Annotated in this window: 22 protein-coding genes and 2 pseudogenes; 1 reads left to right on the plus strand and 23 read right to left on the minus strand. The window is 25.7% G+C overall.

Annotated features, from left to right (window positions below):
- Positions 1 to 193: 193 nt before the first annotated feature.
- Positions 194 to 682, plus strand: coding sequence for a DUF6512 family protein (locus tag CHF27_RS03045; protein WP_095405564.1), 489 nt, complete (start codon positions 194 to 196; stop codon positions 680 to 682).
- A 383-nt stretch (positions 683 to 1065) separates the two neighbouring features.
- On the opposite strand, the gene CHF27_RS03050 is transcribed toward CHF27_RS03045, so the two are convergent.
- From CHF27_RS03050 to CHF27_RS14675, 23 genes and pseudogenes are all read right to left on the minus strand, one after another.
- Positions 1066 to 1563, minus strand: coding sequence for a CarD family transcriptional regulator (locus tag CHF27_RS03050; protein ID WP_095405565.1), 498 nt, complete (start codon positions 1561 to 1563; stop codon positions 1066 to 1068).
- A gap of 339 nt (positions 1564 to 1902) precedes the next feature.
- Positions 1903 to 2730, minus strand: a complete 828-nt coding sequence (locus tag CHF27_RS03055) for an undecaprenyl-diphosphate phosphatase (RefSeq protein ID WP_095405566.1) — start codon at positions 2728 to 2730, stop codon at positions 1903 to 1905.
- A gap of 270 nt (positions 2731 to 3000) precedes the next feature.
- Positions 3001 to 3411, minus strand: a pseudogene (locus CHF27_RS03060) (HI0074 family nucleotidyltransferase substrate-binding subunit).
- Positions 3377 to 3673, minus strand: a complete 297-nt coding sequence (locus CHF27_RS03065) for a nucleotidyltransferase domain-containing protein (RefSeq protein WP_243444931.1) — start codon at positions 3671 to 3673, stop codon at positions 3377 to 3379. Before CHF27_RS03065 ends, CHF27_RS03060 begins: the two are co-directional and overlap by 35 nt.
- Positions 3674 to 3836: 163 nt before the next feature.
- The gene (locus tag CHF27_RS03070; protein ID WP_330409737.1) at positions 3837 to 5261 is read right to left on the minus strand and encodes an ABC-F family ATP-binding cassette domain-containing protein; all 1425 of its coding nucleotides are present in this window, start codon (positions 5259 to 5261) and stop codon (positions 3837 to 3839) included.
- Positions 5236 to 5376 (minus strand): ATP-binding cassette domain-containing protein, encoded by a 141-nt coding sequence (locus tag CHF27_RS14795; protein WP_158534721.1) that lies wholly within the window; start codon positions 5374 to 5376, stop codon positions 5236 to 5238. Before CHF27_RS14795 ends, CHF27_RS03070 begins: the two co-directional genes overlap by 26 nt.
- 162 nt (positions 5377 to 5538) lie before the next feature.
- Positions 5539 to 5814: a CD3324 family protein gene (locus CHF27_RS03075; protein WP_095405568.1), complete on the minus strand. Its 276-nt coding sequence runs from the start codon at positions 5812 to 5814 to the stop codon at positions 5539 to 5541.
- Positions 5815 to 6249: 435 nt separating this feature from the next.
- Positions 6250 to 7407, minus strand: a complete 1158-nt coding sequence (locus tag CHF27_RS03080) for an ABC transporter permease subunit (protein WP_095405569.1) — start codon at positions 7405 to 7407, stop codon at positions 6250 to 6252.
- A 12-nt stretch (positions 7408 to 7419) separates the two neighbouring features.
- Entirely contained in the window at positions 7420 to 8301 is an 882-nt protein-coding gene (locus CHF27_RS03085) for an ABC transporter ATP-binding protein (protein ID WP_095405570.1), read from the minus strand.
- Between the two features lie 11 nt (positions 8302 to 8312).
- Complete coding sequence (locus CHF27_RS03090) at positions 8313 to 9155, minus strand: hypothetical protein (RefSeq protein ID WP_243444935.1); 843 nt, start codon at positions 9153 to 9155, stop codon at positions 8313 to 8315.
- Positions 9124 to 9708, minus strand: a complete 585-nt coding sequence (locus tag CHF27_RS03095; RefSeq protein WP_095405572.1) for an RNA polymerase sigma factor — start codon at positions 9706 to 9708, stop codon at positions 9124 to 9126. Before CHF27_RS03095 ends, CHF27_RS03090 begins: the two co-directional genes overlap by 32 nt.
- 288 nt (positions 9709 to 9996) lie before the next feature.
- The gene (locus CHF27_RS03100) at positions 9997 to 11175 is read right to left on the minus strand and encodes a MalY/PatB family protein (RefSeq protein WP_095405573.1); all 1179 of its coding nucleotides are present in this window, start codon (positions 11173 to 11175) and stop codon (positions 9997 to 9999) included.
- Between the two features lie 57 nt (positions 11176 to 11232).
- A complete protein-coding gene (locus CHF27_RS03105) occupies positions 11233 to 12576 on the minus strand; it encodes a Na+/H+ antiporter NhaC family protein (protein ID WP_095405574.1) in 1344 nt (447 codons plus the stop codon).
- Between the two features lie 507 nt (positions 12577 to 13083).
- Entirely contained in the window at positions 13084 to 15186 is a 2103-nt protein-coding gene (locus CHF27_RS03110) for a sigma-54 interaction domain-containing protein (protein ID WP_095405575.1), read from the minus strand.
- 452 nt (positions 15187 to 15638) lie between these two features.
- Positions 15639 to 16337 (minus strand): ABC transporter ATP-binding protein, encoded by a 699-nt coding sequence (locus tag CHF27_RS03115; RefSeq protein ID WP_243444932.1) that lies wholly within the window; start codon positions 16335 to 16337, stop codon positions 15639 to 15641.
- Between the two features lie 23 nt (positions 16338 to 16360).
- Positions 16361 to 18925 carry an ABC transporter permease gene (locus CHF27_RS03120; protein WP_095405577.1) on the minus strand — a complete coding sequence of 855 codons (2565 nt, stop codon included), beginning with the start codon at positions 18923 to 18925 and terminating at the stop codon, positions 16361 to 16363.
- Between the two features lie 161 nt (positions 18926 to 19086).
- Positions 19087 to 20442 carry an ATP-binding protein gene (locus CHF27_RS03125; RefSeq protein ID WP_095405578.1) on the minus strand — a complete coding sequence of 452 codons (1356 nt, stop codon included), beginning with the start codon at positions 20440 to 20442 and terminating at the stop codon, positions 19087 to 19089.
- Entirely contained in the window at positions 20442 to 21155 is a 714-nt protein-coding gene (locus CHF27_RS03130; protein ID WP_095405579.1) for a LytR/AlgR family response regulator transcription factor, read from the minus strand. The genes CHF27_RS03125 and CHF27_RS03130 overlap by 1 nt, the downstream gene beginning before the upstream one ends.
- A 195-nt stretch (positions 21156 to 21350) precedes the next feature.
- A complete protein-coding gene (locus tag CHF27_RS03135; RefSeq protein WP_095405580.1) occupies positions 21351 to 22013 on the minus strand; it encodes a hypothetical protein in 663 nt (220 codons plus the stop codon).
- Between the two features lie 17 nt (positions 22014 to 22030).
- Complete coding sequence (locus CHF27_RS03140) at positions 22031 to 22759, minus strand: TraX family protein (protein WP_095405581.1); 729 nt, start codon at positions 22757 to 22759, stop codon at positions 22031 to 22033.
- A 301-nt stretch (positions 22760 to 23060) separates the two neighbouring features.
- Positions 23061 to 24248 (minus strand): macrolide family glycosyltransferase, encoded by a 1188-nt coding sequence (locus CHF27_RS03145; protein ID WP_095405582.1) that lies wholly within the window; start codon positions 24246 to 24248, stop codon positions 23061 to 23063.
- A 38-nt stretch (positions 24249 to 24286) separates the two neighbouring features.
- Entirely contained in the window at positions 24287 to 24496 is a 210-nt protein-coding gene (locus CHF27_RS14670) for an AbrB/MazE/SpoVT family DNA-binding domain-containing protein (protein WP_334293870.1), read from the minus strand.
- A 33-nt stretch (positions 24497 to 24529) separates the two neighbouring features.
- Positions 24530 to 24718, minus strand: a pseudogene (locus CHF27_RS14675) (helix-turn-helix transcriptional regulator); the annotation flags it as partial.
- Positions 24719 to 24968 lie beyond the last annotated feature (250 nt).

The following is a 24968-nucleotide window of genomic DNA, read 5'->3' on the forward strand; positions in this document are numbered from 1 at the left end:
ATGTTAATATTTGATACTTATTTAGTATAATATGAATATAACTCTAAATCATTTTTGTAGTTTATTAGCTTTTCTTATACATATTCAATGTTTTTAAATCATTCTACTTTACTCAAAAAAATATTCATTTTCTCTGTATATGTAATATATCTTGTTCCTAAATAATAATCATAGTTAGGGGGAGGTGATATTTTTGAACAAAGGAATTTGGTTTGCAATAATATTAGGAACTTTATTGCACTTTACTTATAATTTATCTGGTAAAAATAAAATAGTAGGATATTTCTCTGCTATCAATGAAAGCATATGGGAACACATAAAATTATCTGTATTTCCCATACTAATTTATTCCTTATATATTTATATTAACTTACACGAATACATAAATAACTTTTTCTTTGCCTTAGGTATAGGACTTCTTTTGTCTATAATTATAGTTCCTTTAGTATTTTATACTTATACTAAATTTACCGAGTCGCCATTCCTTCCTTTTGATATAGGTATTTTTATTTTGGCTGTAGTTATTCCTTTTAAAGTTATAGAAAAAATAATAACGCTACCTAAACTTCCTTTTATCTTTAATTTATTAGGATTTGTACTTGTAGTGTTAATAATTGCATCTTTCATCAAATTTACATACCATCCACCTAATCATAAAATATTCAAGGAAGGCGAAATTTAAATTAAAAAGCGGTAGATTCTTTACACGTAGTAAATTATCTATCGCTTTTTATTAATACTTTTTACTCATTATCTTTAATATCTTTAAGTTCGTTATTAATTGCCTTTTCAAAGGTTTCCTTACTATTAATTCCTGATAATTTAGTATTACCTATGATAAATGTTGTAAAAATAGTAGAATATTCATTAACAGAAAATGGAGTAAAATTAATAAATGGTCTAAAGAATCGCTTAATAACATTTCACAATAAAAATTAGACATTGATGTTTTTCATCAATGCCTAATTCTTGGTGGATACTATTTACAAAAATAATATCCACGATTATATTTTCATTTTAATTAATTCTCTGATGTTTTTAGATAAAATATAGTGTAAAAATACTTTATTTAGGTATTTGACTTGATATATATGAATTTACTTCATCAGGCGAAATATTTAAAATAATTGCAAACTCTTCATTTAATAATCTTTCTGCTTCTTTCATAATATCATTGTCTGCTTTATGTGTTTTTTTACCCATAGATTTTGTATCTTCTTTATTACAATCTATACTTCTTATTACTTTAATTAGTTCCTCACATTGACCACTTTTAAGCATTGTTTTAAATTGCTCGCTTCTTTTTTTTTCATCATCTATCCATAAAGTTTTCATATTAGGAATATTATTTATTAATAAAGTCATATCACCTTCAGAGATTATGTTTCTCATTGGAATTTTCTTATTGTCTACAGGAGTTTTTATTATTGTATTATTATAATAAACAGGACTTAATACATAATATTTTCTTTGCTTCCCATTTATAAATTGCTCATTAGTTATATCTACAACTTTACATACCCCTGTACTACCGTACATTATATAATCGTCAACTTTAAACATTTAAATCTCACCGTCCTTAATAAAATAAAAAAAGTAGTTTTAACAACTGGACTTACGTTATCAAAACTACTCGCTGTATAACTATTTTATCACATTTCGAAATTTTAATGTAAATAAAACTTTTTTTTGGCTATATAACTCTTATTTTTTTAATACCTTTTCTTCCAAGAATCAGATTAATCTCTCCATTAAATTCTGCTTCTATTTTATTAATTAACTATGTAATCAATTCTTTATCAATATTTTTCATATATGCTTTCATTTAGAAATAACAACTGTTTTCTATATTTTAATTTTATATAAAGAAAACTACTTCCATACATTGATTTCAATAATTGTTTACATTATAAAAAAATAATATATTAACAATATACATCCTAGTAATATTCTATACCAGCCAAACACTTTGAAATCATGTTTTTTGATGTATCCAACAAGGAATTTAATTGCTAATAAAGAAACTATATATGCAACTAGCATCCCTACTATTAACATCATAAATTCAAAGCCTGTAAATACTATCCCAAATTTAATTAATTTAAGCAGACTTGCACCAAACATTACTGGTATAGCTAAGAAGAATGTAAACTCAGCTGCTACTTCTCTTGAAACCCCTATCAATAAAGCTCCTAATATTGTTGCTCCTGAACGTGATGTCCCTGGAAAAACAGCTGCTATTAATTGGAATAAACCTATAATTATAGCCATTTTATAAGTTAATTTGCTCATATCCTTTACAAAAGGATTTTTTCCCTTGTTATGATTTTCTACTACGATGAACAATACTCCAAATACTATAAGAGCTATTGCTACAGTTTGAAAATTATAAAATAGTGCATTTATCTCGTCATCCCATAGTATCCCAATCACTGCAGCTGGTATACAAGCTATTACGATTTTTATCCACATTATGATTATATCTTTTTGTACAAATGGCTTACTTTTTAATGAAAAAGGAAAAATCTTTTTCCAATATAAAACTACAACTGCCATAATTGCACCTAATTGTATAACTACAAAGAACATTTCTTTGAAAGCTGGTGACATACCTAGTTGTAAAAATTCATCAACTAATATCATATGTCCTGTACTACTTATAGGAAGCCACTCTGTAACCCCCTCGATAATCCCTAAGATAATAACCTTAAAAATTTCTATCAATTCCATTAATTTTTACCTCATTTCTTTTATTTATTAGTTATTTTACCTATATACCGATTTTAATTCAGATATTAAAATATAACTATCTTCAAAGATTACATTAATATTCCATTTATGTAAAGTTATTTTCTGATTTCTTAACTTAATAATTTATTATTGCTAATATTATGTATACAAATAAAAACACATTGACAATTTTATCAATGTGTTTTTCGTATATTTCAATAGTAGAGACGATTCACAAGAATAATATTCACAATTTATTATACATTAAAATTATAAAATTTTTTCTAAATTAATAACAAGTTCTCCTATTGCTTCTACGTACTGGCTTACTATCCTATTTGCAATTTCATCTAATAAGCTTTCATTACAAATATGCGAAGTAGCATTTCTATCTTCTAGTAAATTAATCCAAACTTTATCATCTGATATTAAATTGTTTACATATGCTTTTTTATAAATAGTACGTGGAAATGAATTTTCAAGAGTAACTCCTAAGTATTTCATAGCTTATTTAAGAGTTTTATGTGTCAGTTCATAAGTAAATTCAAAACGTTGAATCAGGCTATCTCTAACTATTTCATCTTTTCCATCATAAAGATTACTAACTTCTACTAGTTTATTATAGGCTTTTTTTAAATTCATATATTTAAATTCTACACTTCTCATAAATAACAATCCCATCCTTCTTAACTTGTTCTATAAAAAAACTATCTTTCACTGTATTCATATGTGAAAAATCATATTCTAATAAAGTTTCTGTATTCAGCTCTACGTCTTCAATAAATTCTGTTAATGATTGTTCTGAATACACCGCTAAATCAATATCACTTTTGGAATCATTGTCTCCTCTTGCCCTAGATCCGAAAATCATTACTTTTTCTATATTTTCATGTCTTTCACATATTTTTATTATCGCATTAATTATTGTTATATCTAAATTCAAATATACCATTCCTTTAATTTAATTACTTTTTATAATTTCTATTTAGTAGTTACTTTGATATTACGTTTATTATCATTATATACTAAACTCATAACCTTTGTATATGTCAACTCATAAATGGTTCTAGACCTATGTCAATATTTTAGACACAAAAATCGCGATTCTAACTAATGCTGCATAAATTTTCACAGTTTAATACATCACTTACAATATCTTTATAAAAATCACGCTCATGACACACTAAAATCAAACTTCCTTTATACTCTTTTAATGCTTTTTTTAGTTCATTTTTTGCATCTATATCTAAATGATTTGTTGGTTCATCTAAAATTAATATGTTACTTGGCCTATTTATAAGCTTACATAGCCTAATTTTTGATTGTTCTCCACCACTTAATATACTTATTTTGCTATCTATATGCTCGTTAGTTAGCCCACATCTGGCTAGCATACTTCTAATTTCATATCTATTGTACTTATAAAATTCATTCCATATTTCTTCTAAAGCAGTATTGTCATTTTCTATTTTTATTTCTTGTTCAAAATATCCTATTTCTTGATGTTTTCCAATTTTTATATTTCCACTTATAGGTTTATTAATTCCCATTAAACTTTTTAATAAGGTTGTCTTTCCTATTCCATTTGAACCAATTATAGCTATCTTTTGTCCTCTTTCCATTTTTATATTTATAGGCTTACTTAACGGCTTATCATATCCTATAATTAAATCTTTTGTCTCAAATATAACTTTTTCTGATTCCTTAGATTCCATAAATTTAAATTTTGGCTTTGGCTTATGTTTTGCTATCTCTATTCTATCAATCTTATCTAGCTTTTTCTGTCTAGATTTTGCCATGCCACTTGTTGATGCTCTCGATTTATTTTTTGCAATGTATTCTTCCAATTTAGAAATTTCCTCTTGCTGTCTATTGTAAGCTGACCTTAATTGAAGTTTCTTGGCTTCATATACCTTTATGAAACTTTCATAATTACCGATATATCTTGTTAGTGATTTATTTTCAATATGACATATTATATTTACAACACTATTTAAAAAATCTAAATCATGAGAAATTAATATAAATGCATTTTCATAAGCTTGTAAATATTTTTTTAACCATTCTATATGTTTTTCATCTAAATAGTTTGTAGGCTCATCTAATAATAATATATCTGGCTTTTCTAAAAGTAATTTTGCTAATAATACTTTAGTTCTTTGACCTCCACTTAATTTTGAAACATCTTTGTCTAAACCAATATCTCTAAGACCTAAACCAAGTGCTACTGATTCTACTTTTGAATCTATACTATAAAATTCATTATTAATTAAAACCTCTTGTAAATCAGTAGTTTTTTCAAGAGCTTTTGTAACTTCTTCTATATCCATTGAAGACATTTGATTATATATATTATTAAGTTTACTTTCCATATCAAATAGATTCTGAAATGCTTCCTTTAAAGTATCTCTTATAGATTTTCCTTCTTTAAGGTGAGTGTGTTGATCCAAATATCCAACACTTATTTTACTACTCCAATGTATATTTCCACTGTCAGGTATTATTTTATCGGTGATTATATTTACCTTCACCATTTGCTCCCACAAGTCCTATATGTTCTCCTTTTAATAATCTAAAGGATATATTTTTAAATATGTCTCTATCTCCAAACCCATGGCTCATATTTTCAACTGTTAAAATACTCATTTTTATTCCTCGTTTCTTGCTTTAATTTTCCATATTAAAATCATAACATTTAAAAATATAATAACCAAGTTTGCAAATATTTCTGTAATAATTTGGACTTTTTAAGTTCTATATAAAAGAGTGTCTCAAATAATTTTTAAAATTATTTGAGACACTTTATATTTATACTATTTGTTTTTCTTGTCTAATAATCCTTCTAATACTATTTTCAGTAAGGTAATAATGCTTAGTAAGTTCTTTAACAGATATACCTTCTTTATATTTGTTAAAAATCTCTACATTCCTTTTCTTTAAATCATTCTTAGTTCCACTACTTTCTCCCCAAGACTTTTTATTACTAGACTTTCTAGGTATATATAAATATCCACCATCTATATATTTTTGAATTAATTCAATAACATCTTCAGGTAATATATTTTGTGCTTTTTCGTATTTCATGATTCTCGCTCCTATCTACTTTTTAGTTCGTAAATAATGAAGCAAAGACTGCACAAAACAACTTAACCAAATTTAATTTTGGCTCCAAACAAAGTTTAGTTCTGTATATATTACAGTCTTTGCACGGAGCCAGAAACAATAACTAATACTGGTTTATTTTGCATAAATAACACCCCTTTATATTAATAGTTTATATTATTTTAATAATTTATATTTTTATATTATGCATAGACTACATCACATAAATTATATCATCTATAGTGGTAGTATTCAAAGGCCATAAATAATTCTGTATTAAATTTAACCATATAATACTTAGGGTTACTAAAAATTCATTAACAATTTACTTATATCCTAACACTCCCTCTCAACTTGGCTTGTTGTGATGCAAGAAATGTGGGTTCAGTTAAAGTTATGATGAAGTGTAAATAGTAATTATATAGCTTGTCTTTTTCCAAAATATTTTATTAAATATATTACAATTGGTATAGATATAACAACCAAACTTATTAATACAGTTGAATATAATGTTGGATTACCAAAAATATTATAGGTATTAGTATTGATAAACATACCTTCCGCCTTAACAGCTTCTGCTAAATTTATTTCTCTAAAAACTCTAGCTATAGAATCCATTGGAATAAAGTTTCCAAAAAATGCTGGAACATAGTACAACCCTAAATTTAATAAAAGAGATATCATATTATTTTTAACTAATAAAGACATTAACATTGTTACTAAAGCAAATAAAATTGCACCTATAAAACTAATTCCTAACCCTGCAATATAAAAATCAATAATTCTTATATCAAAAATAGTAGCACCATAATATTTGAATAACCTTAACGGTTTGTCCCACCCTATAAAATCATATCTTAGTGCACTCATTATATATATAGTATTTATGATAATAAATACTATCGCTGTAAATATTAAACCACTTAATATTTTAGATAAAACTAATTTATTTTTTCCATTTTTACAACTTAACATTATTTGAGCACTATTACTTTGATATTCATCACTAAATATTGGAGTCAAACCTGCTACTATTAAGACTGCTATTAATGTTGCTATTATTTTAAAATTAGCAGTTGTTAACCATCCGTGTGTAAAATAAAATTTTGGTTTTTCTATATTTTTCACTTTATCATATACATAGTTAAGATTTTTATATTCATATGTATCTGCTTTATTTTCTTTTTCTAACTTTCTTATTTCATCTTTCATTTCATTTAAGCTATATAATTTATTATTTATTATATATGTTGGTTCTACATGTAGTGGATTATCGTATGAAAAATGCATATGAACTAAATCTTCTTTTGTGAGTTTTTTCCCACTTTTTTCTTTTTGCGTTACATTTTCTACAGTCTTATCTCTATTGGATATATCCTCTTGTGTAATTACTTTTCCTTCATATTTTTTCATAACACTATAAGCATCATCAATACTATCCAATCCCTTAAATTTCAAATATAAATCTTGTCCTACTACATTAAAAATACCAAATAATACAGTTAATAGTAAAACTATCATCACTGATTTTTTAGAAAATATCTTGTATAACTCAAACTTTATTAAATCTATCATCTTGATTTCCCCCTAATTATTAGCACTTTCATTAAAATAATATAAAAATACATCTTCTAAATTTGGCTCTTCTTCTATGTATTTAACTTCTCTTATATTAGGTTTATTATCTCCTACTACCCTTACACAAATTTCATTATTTGTCCTAATCATACTTGATATTTTAAATTCATTTTGGATATCCTCTAAATCATTCTCACTAATTCTTAATGTATGTACCTTACCTCTAACCTTATTTATAATATCGCTTAATGATGATTTTTCAATTAATTTTCCTTCTTTCATAACAATTATTTCATTTGCTATAAATTCTATATCTGAAACTATATGAGTAGACAATATTACTATTTTATCTTTTGATAAATTTGCTATTAAATTTTTAAATCTTATTCTTTCATTTGGATCAAGTCCTGCTGTTGGTTCATCTAATATAAGTATCTTAGGGTCATTTAAAAGGGCTTGTGCAATTCCTAACCTTTGTTTCATCCCCCCTGAGAATTTTCTTATTTTTTTATTTCTATATTCCTCTAAGTTTACAAACTTTAATAAATCATTAATTTTATTTTTCTCAATTTCTTTATCTACTCCCTTTAGTGTTGCTACATAATATAAAAACTTTTCAGCTGTAAAATTTCTATAAAATCCTATATCTTGAGGTAAGTAACCTATTAAATCTCTATAATTAGAACCAAGTTTATTTTTACTTTCTCCATTTACTAAAATATCTCCACTACTAGAATTTGATACATCCGCAATTATCCTCATTAAAGTTGTTTTACCTGATCCATTCGGGCCAAGCAATCCATATATTCCACTGTGTAAAGTTATATTAAATTTATCTACAGCTATTTTATCTTTAAATTTTTTACTTATATTATTTATAATCAGTTCCATAAAGTCTCCCCCTAAAATTCAAATGTTGTGCAATCTATACTATTTATACTTTTTTTATAAAATAATCTTGATGCTACTATTGTAGATATTCCTGATATAACTAATACTATAAATATATTAATATTCGTTATATCTGCAATTTTTTCATATATACTAATACTCACCGCTCCTAATATCCATATCATTATACATAAAGTAACGCTATTTATACTTCGATATACAGAAGTAATAACTAAAGACATTGATGATATTATAAATATTGGAATTAGCCATATACCAATCATTTTAAATAAATTAATATCTGAGTAAACGTTGTTTAAATTGATACTTATGATAATACCAATTAATACAGATACTACATTTATAATTATTAATCTTGATAAAACAATTTCTCTTAAAGAGTATTTATAGCTAAGTTCTAACTCCCACACATTCTCATCTCTTCCTTTTATAATTTCAAACATTCCAAGTAATATTGGTATAGGTGCGATTATAGATGCACTTAAATATATACTTAAATCTAACTTCATTGTAGTTATAGTACCTACTAGTATTAATAATAATGATGATATGAAATATATCTTACTAATTAAGCTAAACTGAAATTTAACTAAGTCAATATTGTTTTTCATTCTTTCTAAAAATGTATTATGCTCTTTTATAGTCTGTACTTCTTGTTTTGGCATATATGATTTTAATATATCAATTGTAGAATCTATTTTTTGTTCATCAACCTTCTTAACTATATAATTATCTAGAAAATCTGCTATATCCATTAAATCTACTTCTGCTAAATCCTCAAATTGTTCATCTTCTAAGTTTTCACATCTCAGTTTGTGTATGTTGTGATTCATCTTCAAATATATCACCTCCAAGTAATTTCTTTAGATTTTTTATTCCATTAAATAGTCTTGATTTTATAGTATTTTCATTATCTCCGGTAATGTTGCTTATCTCTTTAATTTTTAAACCGTTATAATACTTTAAAAATATTGCTTCTCTTTGAAGGCTTGGTAAGTTTTCAACAGCTTCTTTTATTTTTATCGCTTCCTCTTTTTTAGAAACTATATCAATAACATTTGATGTATCTTCTATTTGATACTTTTCTATATTACAGTTTTCAATTCTTTGTTTATATATTTTACTTTTAAAATAATCTTTTGTTGTATTTACTGCTATTTTTAATAACCAACTTTGAAATTTTCCATTTTCTAAATTATATTTATCTATATTTTTCATCATTTTTATAAATACATCCTGGGATATATCGTAGGCTATATTATAATCATTTATAGTTCTATATATATAACTATGTACAAGATCATAATGTCTTTTAACTAATATTTCCATTGCACTTTCATTTCCTTTTAGTATCTCTTTTATTAGCTTTTCATCAGTCTGCGCCAAGTCATCCCCTCCTTTCACTTATATAACGAGTTAAGTTTATAAAAAGTTTTATTTTTTTATTATATATTTTAATTATTTTACTATTTACTTTACTTAATTAGCAAACAAATAGTAGCTAAATTTACGATATTAAAAATGGATGTTACACAACTAACTACTAAATTAGTTTTGTAACATCCATCTTTCTATAACTATATATCAAATTTAAAATCATAATCATTAATTTCATTAACTGCTCTTACACCAATAGACAGTTCATATGACCTATCCACCTAGTAATAGATTTATCTAAAGCGATTTAACAACCTTCTCTACTCTTGTTATTGCATCTTGTACCATATATCTTGGACAAGCTATATTCATTCTAAAAAATCCTGAACTTGTATTACCAAATGATGTTCCATCATTTAAAGCAACCTTACCTTCTTCAATAAGAGCCTTTGATATGTCTTTGTTACTTAAGTTTAATTCGCTAAAATCAAACCATACTAGATATGTTCCCTCTGGCTTAATTATCTTTACTTTTGGTATGTTCTTTTGTACATAATCTATAACAAAATCAACATTTCCTTCTAAGTACTCTAGTAATTCATTTAACCATTCTTCACCCTTGCTAAATGCTGCTTCCATAGCAACTAAACTAAATGGATTATTTCTCTTTATATCTAATGCTCCTAGCTTAGCATCAAATAATTCTAACTCTTCTTTTCTTGGAAATACTGCAAATGATGCTTGTAATCCAGCTAAATTAAATGTCTTTGTTGCTGAAAAACAAGTTATTGTTATATCTTCTACTTCTTTAGATAATGAAGCAAATGCCGTAAACTCATGTCCTTTGTAAACTAAATCTCTCCATATTTCATCTGATATAACTCTTATATTATACTTTAAGCATATATCGGCCATTTTTTGTAACTCTTCTCTTTTCCATACTCTACCTACCGGATTATGAGGGTTACATAATATGAACCAGTTTAAATTATCATCCTTAGCTTTAGCTTCGAAATCTTCAAAATCTATTTTCCAATTTCCATCAGAATCTTGTACTAATTCATTTTCTACTAATATTTTATCACTATTTTTAACAGTTCCTGCAAAAGGTGGATATACAGGTGTTTGTATCATTATTTTATCGGTATCTTTTACAAAGTTCTTTAATACTATAGATATTGTTGGTATTACACCTGGTGAATGTATTATTGACGAGAAATCTATATCATAGTTATATCTTTTCTTTGACCACTCTATTGCACTTTGATAGTATGAATCTGGTCTTGATACATATCCAAATATTTTTTGGTCTAATTTATTTTTCATTTCTTCTAATATTTCTGGTGCTGTTTCAAAATCCATATCAGCTATCCACATTGGAAGTAAATCATTATGACCAAAGTTTTTTCCCATTTCATTCCACTTAGCTGAGTTGTTTTTTATTCTGTCTACTTTTTTATCAAAATTATATTTCATTATAATTAACCTCCCTTATTTTATGTATACTATTTCATATTTATATATAAGTTAATACTAACTCGCTTTTAATGATTTTTTATATTCTTTTTCTTCAGCTGTACTTAATAACCCAAATTGTATCGTTATAATTGTTGATATTATAAGAGCTATTGGATATATCGCATATTGTAATACTTCAATTGGAGATACTCCTGCAAGACCTGTAACAATTAACATACCTCCATCATGTGGACACATTGAAAGTAATGCACAAGCGAATATATCCAGTAAACTTGCTATTCTCTTTGGTGCAATTTTAAACTTAAGTCCTATTTCTTTAGCAATTGGTGCAGAAATTATAATTGCAATTGTGTTGTTAACAAGAGACACCGAAAGTAATCCTGCAAGAATTCCTATTCCATACTCTGCACCTTTTCTGTCTTTAATCTTAGATGTTATCTTTTCAATTAACCATTCAATACCACCATAGTGCTTAATAAGTCCAATTAATCCAGAAACTAATATTGCAAGAACAGTGATACTCATCATACCTTCCATTCCAGACCCTATTGCTTGTACAAACTCAAGGATTGTCACCGAGTTAGTTCCTAATCCTATAATTCCACTCATAATAATCCCTATAAATAATACACCTGCAACATTAAACCCCATCATTGCTGTTACAAGAACTACAATATACGGTATAATCTTAATAAAACTATATGATAAATCCCCTTCTATTTGACCAATTCCACCTACCATCCCATAGATAATCATTGCAACTATAGCAGCCGGAAGCGCAATAAAGAAGTTCATCTTAAATTTATCCTTCATTTCACAACCAACACCTTTTGTAGCAGATATTGTTGTATCTGAAATGATAGATAAGTTATCTCCAAAGTAGGCTCCTCCTAATACAGCAGCACATGCTATTGCGACATTTATATCCGCCTTTGCTGAAACCCCTATAGCTATTGGTGCCATTGCTGCTATTGTACCCATTGAAGTACCTATAGATGTCGCTATAAAACTACTCATTAAAAATACACCTGGTATAAGTAGAGCCGGCGGTATAAAAGAAAGTCCAAAGTTTACAACACTATCAACTCCACCCATAACATTAGCCGCTCCTTGGAAACCTCCAGCAAGTAAATATATTAACCCTATAAGCATAACACCTGAGTTACCAGCATTTTTCGAAAAAACTTCTATCTTCTCATCTAATTTCATTGTTCTATTCATAAGTAAAGCAATACCTATACCTATTAAAAGTGCCACATGTCTTGGAAATTGACTGAAGGCATCTTCAGCACCTTGATGTGTAAAATAAAGTCCACTACCTATGTACAACCCTAAAAATATAATAAGTGGTAAGAATGCAATTGCTCCGTATTGTTTTGTTATCTTCTTTTCATCCATGTTTGCTCCCCCTTGTATAACAATGTATCTAATTCATCATATCTTTATAAGTTTAATCTGTATTTAACTTTATTATCAAAAATTATAAGATACATTATTATATATTTTTTATTAGTTTTTTAAGATATTGATTTTATAACAGATAAATTTATTAATAATATATCCGCCATATAATATTTAAAAAAATTAGGTAACCTACAAATGATTATTGTTTATTTAAATATCATAAACTCATACCCCTCTCCAGAAAACGTTATCCCCTATGTTGTTCTAAATAAGTTAGCAGTGTCTTTTCTCCTAACTAGTTAATAATTTTTAAAAATAATATATATCTTTGTATTATTTTTACAATATATATAAGCAAATGTGATGCCAGCTTTGTATTTTTTTATTTATTTTTTTATTTTTTTATCTAATCCCTAAAATTTCAACTAAATTCTCATTATGTATTTAAATATTGTTTTATATTTAACTTAGCATTCTATAATAAATTGGTTGATTATTCACCTAATATTTTCCCATTTCAACCATTTTATCAACCATTTCAATCCCTTTTGAGGTTATTTCACTCCCCTTTCTACCTCTAGAAATTAAAACTAGTTGATTTTTTGCTAGATATGAAATTATAGTTCTAGCTTCTTGTTCTGATAAAGGATAATCAGTATTTTGTGACGCATCAGAAATATTTTTTCTTCCTATTGAAACTTTTTCTTTTTTAGCTTTATAAAACATTTTTAAAACATAAACATATTTTTCTACTTTTTCTCTTGGAAATATATCCATCCAAAACTTATTATTATATTCTCTATGATAAAATTTTCCATCAGAATCTTTTTCATCTAAAAACGTAGGTGGTAAATCCTCTATATTTATTACTGATTTATCTACATAAGCTAAATATTCTATAACATTTCTTAGCTCTCTTATATTTCCTTCCCATTCATAAGTCATAAATATTTCTTTTACTTCATCTGATAATTCAAATTCAGCTGGTATACTTTTTTTAATTCCATCTGCAATCAATAATACATCTCCTTTTCTTTCTCGAAGTGGTGGAATGTTAATTGGCAGAGCATTAATTCTATAATATAAATCTTTTCTAAAAGTCCCCTTATTAACCATATCTTTTATCTTCTCATTAGATGCTGCAATTATCTTAACGTCAATACTAGTAATCTTTTCACTACCAATTCTAATTACTTCTTTCTCTTGTAATACCCTAAGTAATTTAACTTGTAGACTTTGACTCATATTTTCTATTTCATCTAAAAATAAAGTTCCTGTATGAGCATATTCAAATAGGCCCGCTTTCCCTCCTTTTTTTGCACCAGTAAACGAACCTTCCTCATATCCAAAGAGTTCACTTTCTAAAAGGTTTTCAGGTAATGCTGCACAGTTTATAGCTACAAAAGGCATATCTTTCCTATGGGATTCATTATGTATAGCATGTGCAAATAATTCTTTACCCGTTCCACTTTCTCCATATATCAATATTGATGCATTAGACTTAGACATTTTTGCCGCAACTTCTTTTACTTTTTTAAGTATAGGGCAGTTACCCTTTATATCATCAAATGTATACTTTGCCTTATGTCCTCTATTTAACAACTGAAGTCTTAACTTTCTTTGTTTATCCTCTTCATCCTTAAAGCGCTCTATAATAGCAAAGTACCCCTTAAAGTTTTCATTTTGTACAATTGAAGTTGTCCTTAAAGAAACTAAAACTCCTTTTATAGTTATAAGTCTAACATCATTAGTTAATAAATTATCTCTATATATATTAAGCGGCATAAATGGTAATGACTCATCTGTAGTTTTATCTAATACATCCTCTTTTTTTAAATGTAATATATTCTCTGCTGCTGTATTAAACTCAAATATCCTGTTATTAACATCTATTCCTATAACTCCAATATCTATTGAATCTAAAACTAAATCAAACTTAAGCTCTATATTTGACACCTTTCTAGTTAACTCATCTATACCATAATCTCTTTCTGCCAGTTGTTGTATGTAACTTTTAAATGGTTTCGTTTTCATTATGCTAGATATATCAAGCTTCAAAATCATCTCAACTAAAACTCTTTCAGTAAAAACTCTGCCACCTAAATCAATAACTTCTTCTACAAAATCAGGTATATATCTACTTTCCCCACATGTTACAGCAATTTTTATATTCTTATACTCCTCAGCCTCTTTAATACTTTCACTATTATCCGTTGGACCTAATGGAATAAAATTTATGTCATTAATACCTATACGATTTAATGTTGATACAGCTTCTATCGCCATATTTTTACTTAAATTCACCATTAAAATAGTAGCTCCTTCTCGGATTTTCTTTACTTTTTCAATACTTTCTTTGTTAAATGTAATACTTGATATTACTACATTACTATCTGATGGTATACAAGACATCGAATAATCAAACACATTTGACGATGTAGAACAGACTAAATAAAGATCTGCTTTTATCATATTTTCAAATCCATTTTCATCTAAACTGTAATAAAAGAATTCTATTTTATTTGTGAAAATATTTTCCAAATGCTTTGCGTAAAATTCGTTAGATTTTTTTGAAACACACATAACTGCAACTTTTTTCTTCATAAATACTCCCCCTTATGAGTAAAACTTATATTAGTCCTTTAATAATTTAAACTACCTCAATCTATTTAACTTTATAAATGTTATCTCCTTATCTGAAAAGCATGTAAAAAAGCCTCTTATTTGTAATTGTTAATTTATCAAGAAATATATACAAATAATAGGCTTTATATGATAATAATATTAAATATCAACTTAAAATTCAATCGTAATTTAATCTTTATATTAGTCTATATCTTTTAATATTTGATTTATACGCAGTTGTCTTTCTATTTTTGATAATATCCCATTTGCATTAATTCACTTGTATCATTTAATATAATATGACTATTCCAAAACGAAAAAGATATCGATTTATCAATCAATATCTTTTTCGTTAATTTCAATAGTAGAGACGATTCACAAGAATCATACCCACGATTAAATTATATATTTTAATGAATATTATTATAGTATTATTCATCTATTTTTAATATTAAATTTTCTATCCTTTTTACTTTTCCATCTCCTATAGTTACAACTATATCAGCCATTTTAGCTATTTTCTCATCATGAGTTATCATAACTAGAGTTTGATCAAATTCCTTTACACTCATACAAAGCATGTCCATAACTTCTTTACTAGTTTTACTATCTAAATTTCCAGTAGGCTCATCTGCAAATATTATAGAAGGCTTATTTGATAAAGCTCTCGCTATTGCAACCCTTTGTTGTTGTCCTCCAGATAACTCATTTGGAAATTTTTTTATTTGATTTTCTAGTCCTAATTTTTTAATAATCTCGTCAATATAATTTTTATCTATCTTATTATGGTCTACCGATACAGGCAAAACTATATTTTCATATACATTTACTACTGGTATTAAATTAAAACCTTGAAAAACAAACCCAAACTCTTCAACTCTAATTTTAGATAGTTTATCATCATTTAATTTATATATATCTTGGCTCTCTAAATATACATTTCCTTCAGTAGGCTTATCAAGTCCTGCCATGCAATGTAGTAGTGTACTCTTTCCACTACCACTTTCCCCAACTATTGCAGTAAATTTACCGCTCTCTATTTGTAAGGTAATTCCATCAATAGCTTTAACAGCATTTTCACCTTTTCCATATATCTTTTTTATATTATCAACCCTTATACTTTTTTTCATTTTGTAACCCTCCATAACATCTACTAATTTTCATTTATTCCATCAATTATATTTATCTTATCTATTGATTTTGCTTTTATATATCCTACTAAAAAAGCAAATAAAACTATTATTAATGTAAATATAATCGCTTCTTTTGGAGGTATATATATTGATTTTATTTTTATATCCATCCCCAAATGCTCTATAAATGTTTCTCTAATATATTTAAGATATTTGAACTGTTTTATTACAACAACAATAGTAGCAACTAAACTCCCTAATAATGCATAGGTTATAGATTCCCAGATTACTAATTTTTTAAGTGATTTTTTATTTAATCCCATTGCTCTTAATATAGAAATTTCCCTTAAATTATTATTGATATTTAAACTAATAGTTATATACATATTGAATAATGCTGAAACAAATACCAATAAAAAGATTATCATAGGAAAAACAATTCTAAACTCACGCTTATGCTCTTGCCCATCATAAACATATAAATATTTATTCTTTTCTTTTATATTATCTAAAAGTTTATTTACTGTTTGATAACTTTCTTCTTTGGAATTAAAAAATACTTCTTGATTATAAAATCCATTAGTTATTTTATTGAAATTATCAAAGTTCATCAGTGCTCTAACTCCAATATAATTCATTTCATTATTCATACTATAATCTTCATCTAAAATGACACTAACCCTAAACTTAAAATCTTTATAATCATAATTTCCATCAGAATCAGTAGTTATTACTTTATAACTAAGTATATCCCCTAATTTTAAGTCTTTTATGGCATATTTGTAGTTTGCATCCTTCATATAATAAAAGTTATTACATACAGCAATATTTATGTAATCACCTTTTGAATCATTTAAACTTTTAATGTTTCCTTCTTTTACAAACTCATTTAGTTTATTTATATCTTTCATACCTTCAATTACAGAGTAAACGTCTTGTGTATTTAAACTACTATCTTTATCTCCATAATTATCCATATATAGTTTATTTAATTTATCTTTTTCTGTTATTAAAATTCCTCTAGTATAATTTTGTACTTTTAAGTCTTTTACTCCATCAATATTTCTAATTTTTGAAATGTCTTGATCACTTACTTTTTCTATATTTTCACTAGTATTAAATTCAGGTCTTATAATATAGTTGAACTTATGAGGTGCATAGGATGAATATTTATCTACTTGATCGTTAATATAATCTAAATTAGTATCAAATCCATCTATAACCATAATCCCACTAAAAGATATTACTATTACAGAGACTAAAGTTTTTGTCTTCTTTCTAAGTAAATTGTTCTTTAAAAGAGTTCTAGTAATTTTCCTATTATATTTTGTTTTGTATCTTACTTTATCTGTACTATTTATAATATCTATAGGATATTTTCTTAGTGATTTTAAAACAGGAATAAGTACTGTAATTAATAGTATAAATAAGACTATTATTAAAGCTTTAAACACGATAAAATACGGAATATTTAATTTAACTTTACTAAAATCACTTATATCAAACATATTTAAAGTTACAATTGTACTCATAGCATATCTTGCAAATATGATTGAACTTATAAACCCTATAATTGAACCTAATGTAAATAATATAGCCATTTGAATTAAATAAAACTTAATTACCTTTTTATTGGACATTCCAATAACTCTTAAACAACCTGTTTGTGTTGTAAGTTTTGAAAGAATTATATTGAAGAAATTTACTATTGTAAATACTGCTATAACTATAATAAATATTTTAGATTGTACTTCATTATTGTCTTGTTGGTCTTTGAAAAGTCTAAGAGTTGAGTCTAGATATTCATTACTAGATATACCACTTCTAGTATCTTGTCTAATATCTACACTACTATCTAATTTTGGATTATAGTCTTCTCTTAACTTTGAAAACTTTGCGTCTAAATTTTCTGGATTAACTCCTTTTAAATTAAATACTGTATGGTATTTTAGTAAATCCTTAGGTATTGAGCCTTCATCAGTTTTAACAAATGTGAAAAGTTCTGCCCCTCCCATTGCTTCTTCATTTCCAGATGTATAATACTGCTCTTCTTTAGCTATGACTCCAACTACTTTGTATTTATTATTTTTGCTATAAATTTTTTCTTCTCCATTTACTTTGTATTGTATTTTGTCTATAGCATAAATACTTTTGTTTAATATATTTTTTTCACTAGATTTTTCAAATATTTTTTTATCTACAACAATTTCGCCTTTATTCTTTGGAAGTCTTCCCGATACTAGTTTATAGTTAAATGCTTTTAAATAATTTTCATTGTATGTATAAAGTTTAGATGTTAATCCATCTTTTGGAATAAACTCTCCTAAATCTTCAACTGTATTTACGTTGTAAACTCCATCTATCTTTTTTAGGTTTTCAATATTTTCTTTACTATTAGTTCTTAATGTTCCATCATAATAGCCTGCTATCTCTCTAGCCATATCTATTTGATTTAGCTGTACACTATTTGAACCAATATCAACCCCCAAAATAAGAGTTATTGCAACAACTATACAAGCTATTATTAAAATAGATTCTTTTTTATTCTTCATTAAATATTTTAATGCTAATTTAAACTCAAACATAATCCTAATAATCCCCCCCTTATACAAAATATAATTTCTAAAAGGTAAAAAATGAGAGCGCTCTCTTGTATTTAAAAGATAACACTCTCATTTTTTCTAATCAATATAACCAGCATAAGTGGTATTTTTTTTGTTCCAACTAGCATGAACCATGTATGATTTTAATCTATCGGAATATAAATATTTATTATAAATTTATTTTCTTCGTCTATAATTTCTAAATCTCCATTGTACTTATTTAAAGAAGATTTTACACTTTTCAGTCCTATACCATGTAAAAATTTATCTTTCTTACTTGTAATTATTTTCTTATTTTTATTTTTAATTTCATTATTTTTGCTATTTTCACACTTTATAACATAATAAGATTTGACTATTGTTCCTCTAATATTTATATATGGATTTCTTTTAACTTTCTTACACGCTTCTATTGCATTATCTAAAATATTAGAAAAAATAGATGATATATCTATCATTTTTATGAAATTACATTTTGAAAAGTTTATATTGCAAAATAATTCTATATTATTTTTTTCACATAAAGAGTTTTTTTCATTTAGAATTATGTCTAATATCATATTTTCAGTATTAAAAGTGCTTTCATACTCTTTTAACTCGTTATTAATGCTATCTATGTATTCATTTACATCCTCATTTTGAATTTGTTTAATACATGCCATGTGATTATTTATATCATGATATAATTTTCTTACTTTCATTTGAGACTCTTGGATACTCAGGTAATGATTGTACTGCATATCTAATTTATCATTTAAAGCTTTCATTTCAGACTCATTTTTCATATTTTTGATTATATTATTTATTATAAAAATCAAAAATATATTACAAAATATTATAGCAGTTATAACTGAGTGTTTTGTAAATTCTATGAAAGGTAAAAAATTAAGTGGTATAGAATTATTTTTATTTATATAAATATTTATATTGTTTGTTATTATAAAATTGTATATATGCTCAATATGCATATTTGATTTTATTAAACATAATATACATACTATATTTGTAACTACGGTAAATCCAATATAAATATAATATTTAACATTTAAATTTGATTTTACAATTTTATCAAAATATCTAAGTAATAAAATTAATATAATAATTAAAGGTATGGATGTATAAAGTTCATAGCCTATAGGAGGAAGATCTATTATAATATGTTCCATTAACATTACTAAGCACAAATAATCTACTGTATCCCTTAATATCCCATATCCAAATATAAAACATATTCCAAAAATAAAAGCATCTTTTAATGAAATCTTAAATATTTTTTTGCTTAATAGGGTAAATAATAACCCTTCATAAATAAAGTATTCGTACACATAACAAAACCGTGGAGTTATGATTATAAATATAACTATAATAAATATCAATATATAGTCTAATTTTTTAGTTAATTTTTTTCTATCATATATTTTATTAATCATTAAATAAAATACAGCTATATAAATAATAGTATTTATTTTATAAATTATATCTAAAACTAAACGCTCCATTACAAAGTTCTCCCAAGATAACTTAAAAATCTAGCTTTAGTTTCTTTAAATCTATATCTACTTATAGGTACTTCTTCTTGATTTTCTAAAATAGCTACATATTGTTTTATATTTTTAATAAAATCTATATTAACCATAAAGCTTTTATGACATCTATAAAAATTGTATCTGCTAAGTTCATTTTCTACTTTCGACATACTAGTCTTTATAGTATAGTCTTTATCTATGGTATGTACTGTCATCTCTCTCTTTTGAATTTCTATATATGTAATATCAGAAACCTTAACTTTACAAGCATCGTTTTTTTCGTTTACAGCAATATAACTTCTTTTGTTTTTATTTACTTCTTCAACACATGAAATAATATGCTTTTTAAGATGTTCTAATTTTATAGGTTTTAAAATATATCTATATGCCCTTACTTCATAACCTTCTTGAATATATTCTACAAGTGATGTTGTAAAGATAATTTCTACTTCTTTTTTGTCAATTTGCCTAATCTTTCTCGCTACTTCCATTCCGTTTAACTTATCCATTTGTATATCTAGCAAAAATATATCTACATGCTCTGGATAATTTTTAAAAAGTTCTTCCCCAGAATTAAAAACTAATATCTCATATTTACTATTTATTTCATCTAAGATTTTTTCTAAGTAATCTTTTAATATTTCTTGTTGTACTATTTCATCTTCACATATTACTATTTTTATCATACTACTCCCCATTTAGCTTATATATATTTAACTATCATACTAATTTTAACATATAAAAAAAAGCTATGGATATTAAAACATAGATTATATTTAACTATTTAGTTTCAGCTATCTTTCCATCTACAGATAAAATAAAAATGGGCTGTCGCGTTAGCATATTTTTTTATGCTAATGCGACAGCCCTATCTATTATTTTTATCTAAGATTATCTTTGCCTATTAATAAAAATAATTTGTTATTATTTTTATCAAATAACTTAGTTGCAAATAGGTTTAATAATGATTGGTTTGTTTTTTTATTATCTTTGAAATCATATCCTTTTATATTTAAAGTCTTACTATCACTTGAAAACTCATTATATAATTTATCACTTATTATAAATTGATGTTTATATAAACCTGCTACTAGTATTTTTTTATCAAGTACTCCTAACATATTTAAGTTTTTTTCTCTCAATTTATATTCTTTAATAGATTCTTGTTCTTTCAGGTATTTACTATTTTTTATACCGTCATAACTTGGTATAATCATAGCTTCATCATCTTTAAGAGTAACCTTTTTAAGATTTAGTTTTTCTGCTAATTTATTATACTCTGATTCTTTCATTACCATGTTTTCATTTTCATCTAATTGAAGCATAGTAAAATCTACTTCACTTACTTTTGTATCTTTTAAGCCATTCTTAATAGCTTCTTCTTGTTGTTTTTCTTCGCGATTTCCTTCCATAGATATATATGTTAATCTATATTGAAGATCATCATTGTCATTTAAAAAATTATTATATATAAAATTTCCACCTATAACTGCTATAGCTACTCCTATAACTATACCTGCTAATTTACCTTTTGATAACTTCATTTCAAATTTCTCCTTTGTTATTTAATCATAAAACTAATAGTTGCTAATATCCATAAATGTAATGGATAAAATACATAGAATAAATATTTGCTAAATTTATTATTCAGTCCTCTTTCACCGTTATACATTATAATTGTTGGTATAGCCAATATTTCTAAAAAATCTGAGTTATACATTAACATATCAAATGTGATATTAAATGATTCATAAGGAACATATTCCATCGATAGAAGTACTACAGATAACAATAAATATCCTATTATTTGTTTTTTCATATTTCCTCTGAAGAAATAAGTTATTAATATAAATGGTATAACTGATATTCCTCCTTCTGTAAACATTGTACCTACTATTACTACTATTGTAGCTAAAATTCTTAATAATATTTTTTTAAATCCTTCGTGCTTTTTAGCATACTCAAATATACTGATTCCAATAAAACCTACAAATAATGTGGCAAATATATTATTATTCACCATTACATCCTTACTAGCGAATATAGTGTTGATTATCATATTTCCAATATACATAAATATTGCAAATCCAAGTAATCTACTTCCATATCTTCTTTTATTTCTAGTATAGAAGTAACCTTCTACCAGGAAATAAGCAAACATTGGTGCAACCCCTCTTGTTAAACCATGTACCCAACTTGGTATTAGTCCTGAGAAAGCAGAGAATATATGGTCAAGTAACATAAGTGATATTAAAAATATCTTTATCTGAAATGCATTAAATTTTTTCATTTATTTTTCCTCCTTAGCTTAATATACTATTATTTTACATAATAATTAATCTACTAACCATTGATGTCTGTTACATTTAACTTACATTTTTGAAATATAAGTATATAAATGCTATGTATCAGTAATGAGTAAAATAATTCAAAATTTAAATAAATATTAAATGAAAACAAAAAAAGAACTACTAAGCCATAATCTTAGTAGTTCCTTTTTGTAGATTTCAATATTGGAGACGATTCTCAAGAATAATATCAACGATTAAATCCAATATAAGTATTTACTAATCATAAGTTTTATCAAATCATTATAAGTTTATTTTTCTACTATCATATATTTCTTTTAATATAACATCAGCTGCTTTTTTTGTTCCCCCTGCATTACGAAAGCTTTGTGCTAATTTATTTGCTTTTTCTTTATATTCATTGTTATTTATAACTTGTATTACTTTATCTTTAATACATTTATCTTTATTTTTATTTAACATAATTCCTGCACCTAAGTCATTAACTCTATTTGCTACCATCATCTGTTCTGAGTGCTGAGGAAATAATACCATAGGTATTCCATAATACAAACTTTCATTAACACTATTCATACCACAATGAGTAATAAATACATCTGTATTTCTAAGCACACTAATCTGATCAACATTATTCTTCACCTTAAAATTATCTGGTATATGCCCCAAATCTTCAATATTAGTATCCTTGCCAACAGACATAACTACATTAACATCACAATTTTCAAATGCCTTTATACAGTTTTTATAAAATTTAATATTTTTATTATTAACCGTTCCAAGAGAAATATATATTTGCTTTCTACTTCTTTCTTTATATTCAACAATTGCCTTTGGTACTGATGGTCCTACAAAAGAATACTTATCAGAAAAAGTCTCTGTCATTGGTTGAAATTCTCTTGATGTATAGACTATAGTATTAGTATCATTATCGTTTTTTATCATAGATATAAAATTCTCAACATCATATCCATTTTCTCGTAAGAGCTTTATTTTTTTATTAATACGCCCCCTACCTAAAACCATATGCATAATTTCATTAAAACCGTGCTTCATCATCTTTGCTGTATAATCATTAAATGCAAAAGTTGTTGTAGAACATATATATGGAATATTAAGTTTTTGTGCAAACAACTTACCCCAAAAACTTAAGGAATCCGAAACAATACAATCTGGCCTAAAATTTTTAAGTTCTTTACAAACCTTTTTATCTAAAGAAATAGTTGTATCTACGATCATTTCAATTAGTGTAGGAAAATCCTTTCCAATTTTCTTTTCATCCCCACAACTTAATTTCGGAAGATATTCATCACAGCAAATACATATTGCTCCAGCACATTCAATTTTCGCTTTAAAGTCATTGAAAGAATAATATAATACTTCATTGCCTCTATCTACTAATTCACGTACTACCTCAATTGTAGGGTTAGTATGACCATGTGCAGGAATACTAAAAAATACTATTTTACTCATATTTTAACCATCCTTTTATAATTTTCACTTTAAAGTCACTATTCTTTAATTGCTATGCCTAAATCTCCTACAAAGTTTAGCAAATCACGTTGATGAACAATTGCAATTCCTTTTTCCTCATCTCCTAAGATTAATAATTTATCACCTGCTTTTATATTAAACAACTCTCTAGCTTCTTTTGGAATAACAATCTGACCTCGTTCTCCAACTACAACAGCTCCAAAGAAGTGCTTTCCTTTAGGTGGTATTGCAATACCTGATTCTTCTTCTGAGTAATTAACTAAGTCATCTAATTTTACTTTGTATAATTTTGTAAGTTTAATACAACTATCTATATCAGGTGTTGATTCTCCATTTTCCCACTTTGCTACAGATTGTCTAGAAACATTTATTTTTTCAGCTACATCTTCTTGTGTATATTGATTATTTTTTCTTAATCTTTTTAAATTCGTACTAATCATATTTTTCATAACCCCTATATTTATTATATTAATATTATTGATTAAATTCCATCAACCGTTATTAACATCCGTGTATATATTTATATACATTTATCTTACTCTATATTTAATTTATAAATATATAAATTATTTAAATAAGAAAACTCATATTCTTATGAATATGAGTTTTCGTAGATTTCAATGGTGGAGACGATTCACAGGAATTATACTCGCGATTAAATATTTCTTGGAATATTTATATAGTTTATGTTAAAATACA

The organism is Romboutsia maritimum (genome assembly GCF_002251085.2).
Classification (GTDB): Bacteria; Bacillota; Clostridia; order Peptostreptococcales; family Peptostreptococcaceae; genus Romboutsia_B; species Romboutsia_B maritimum.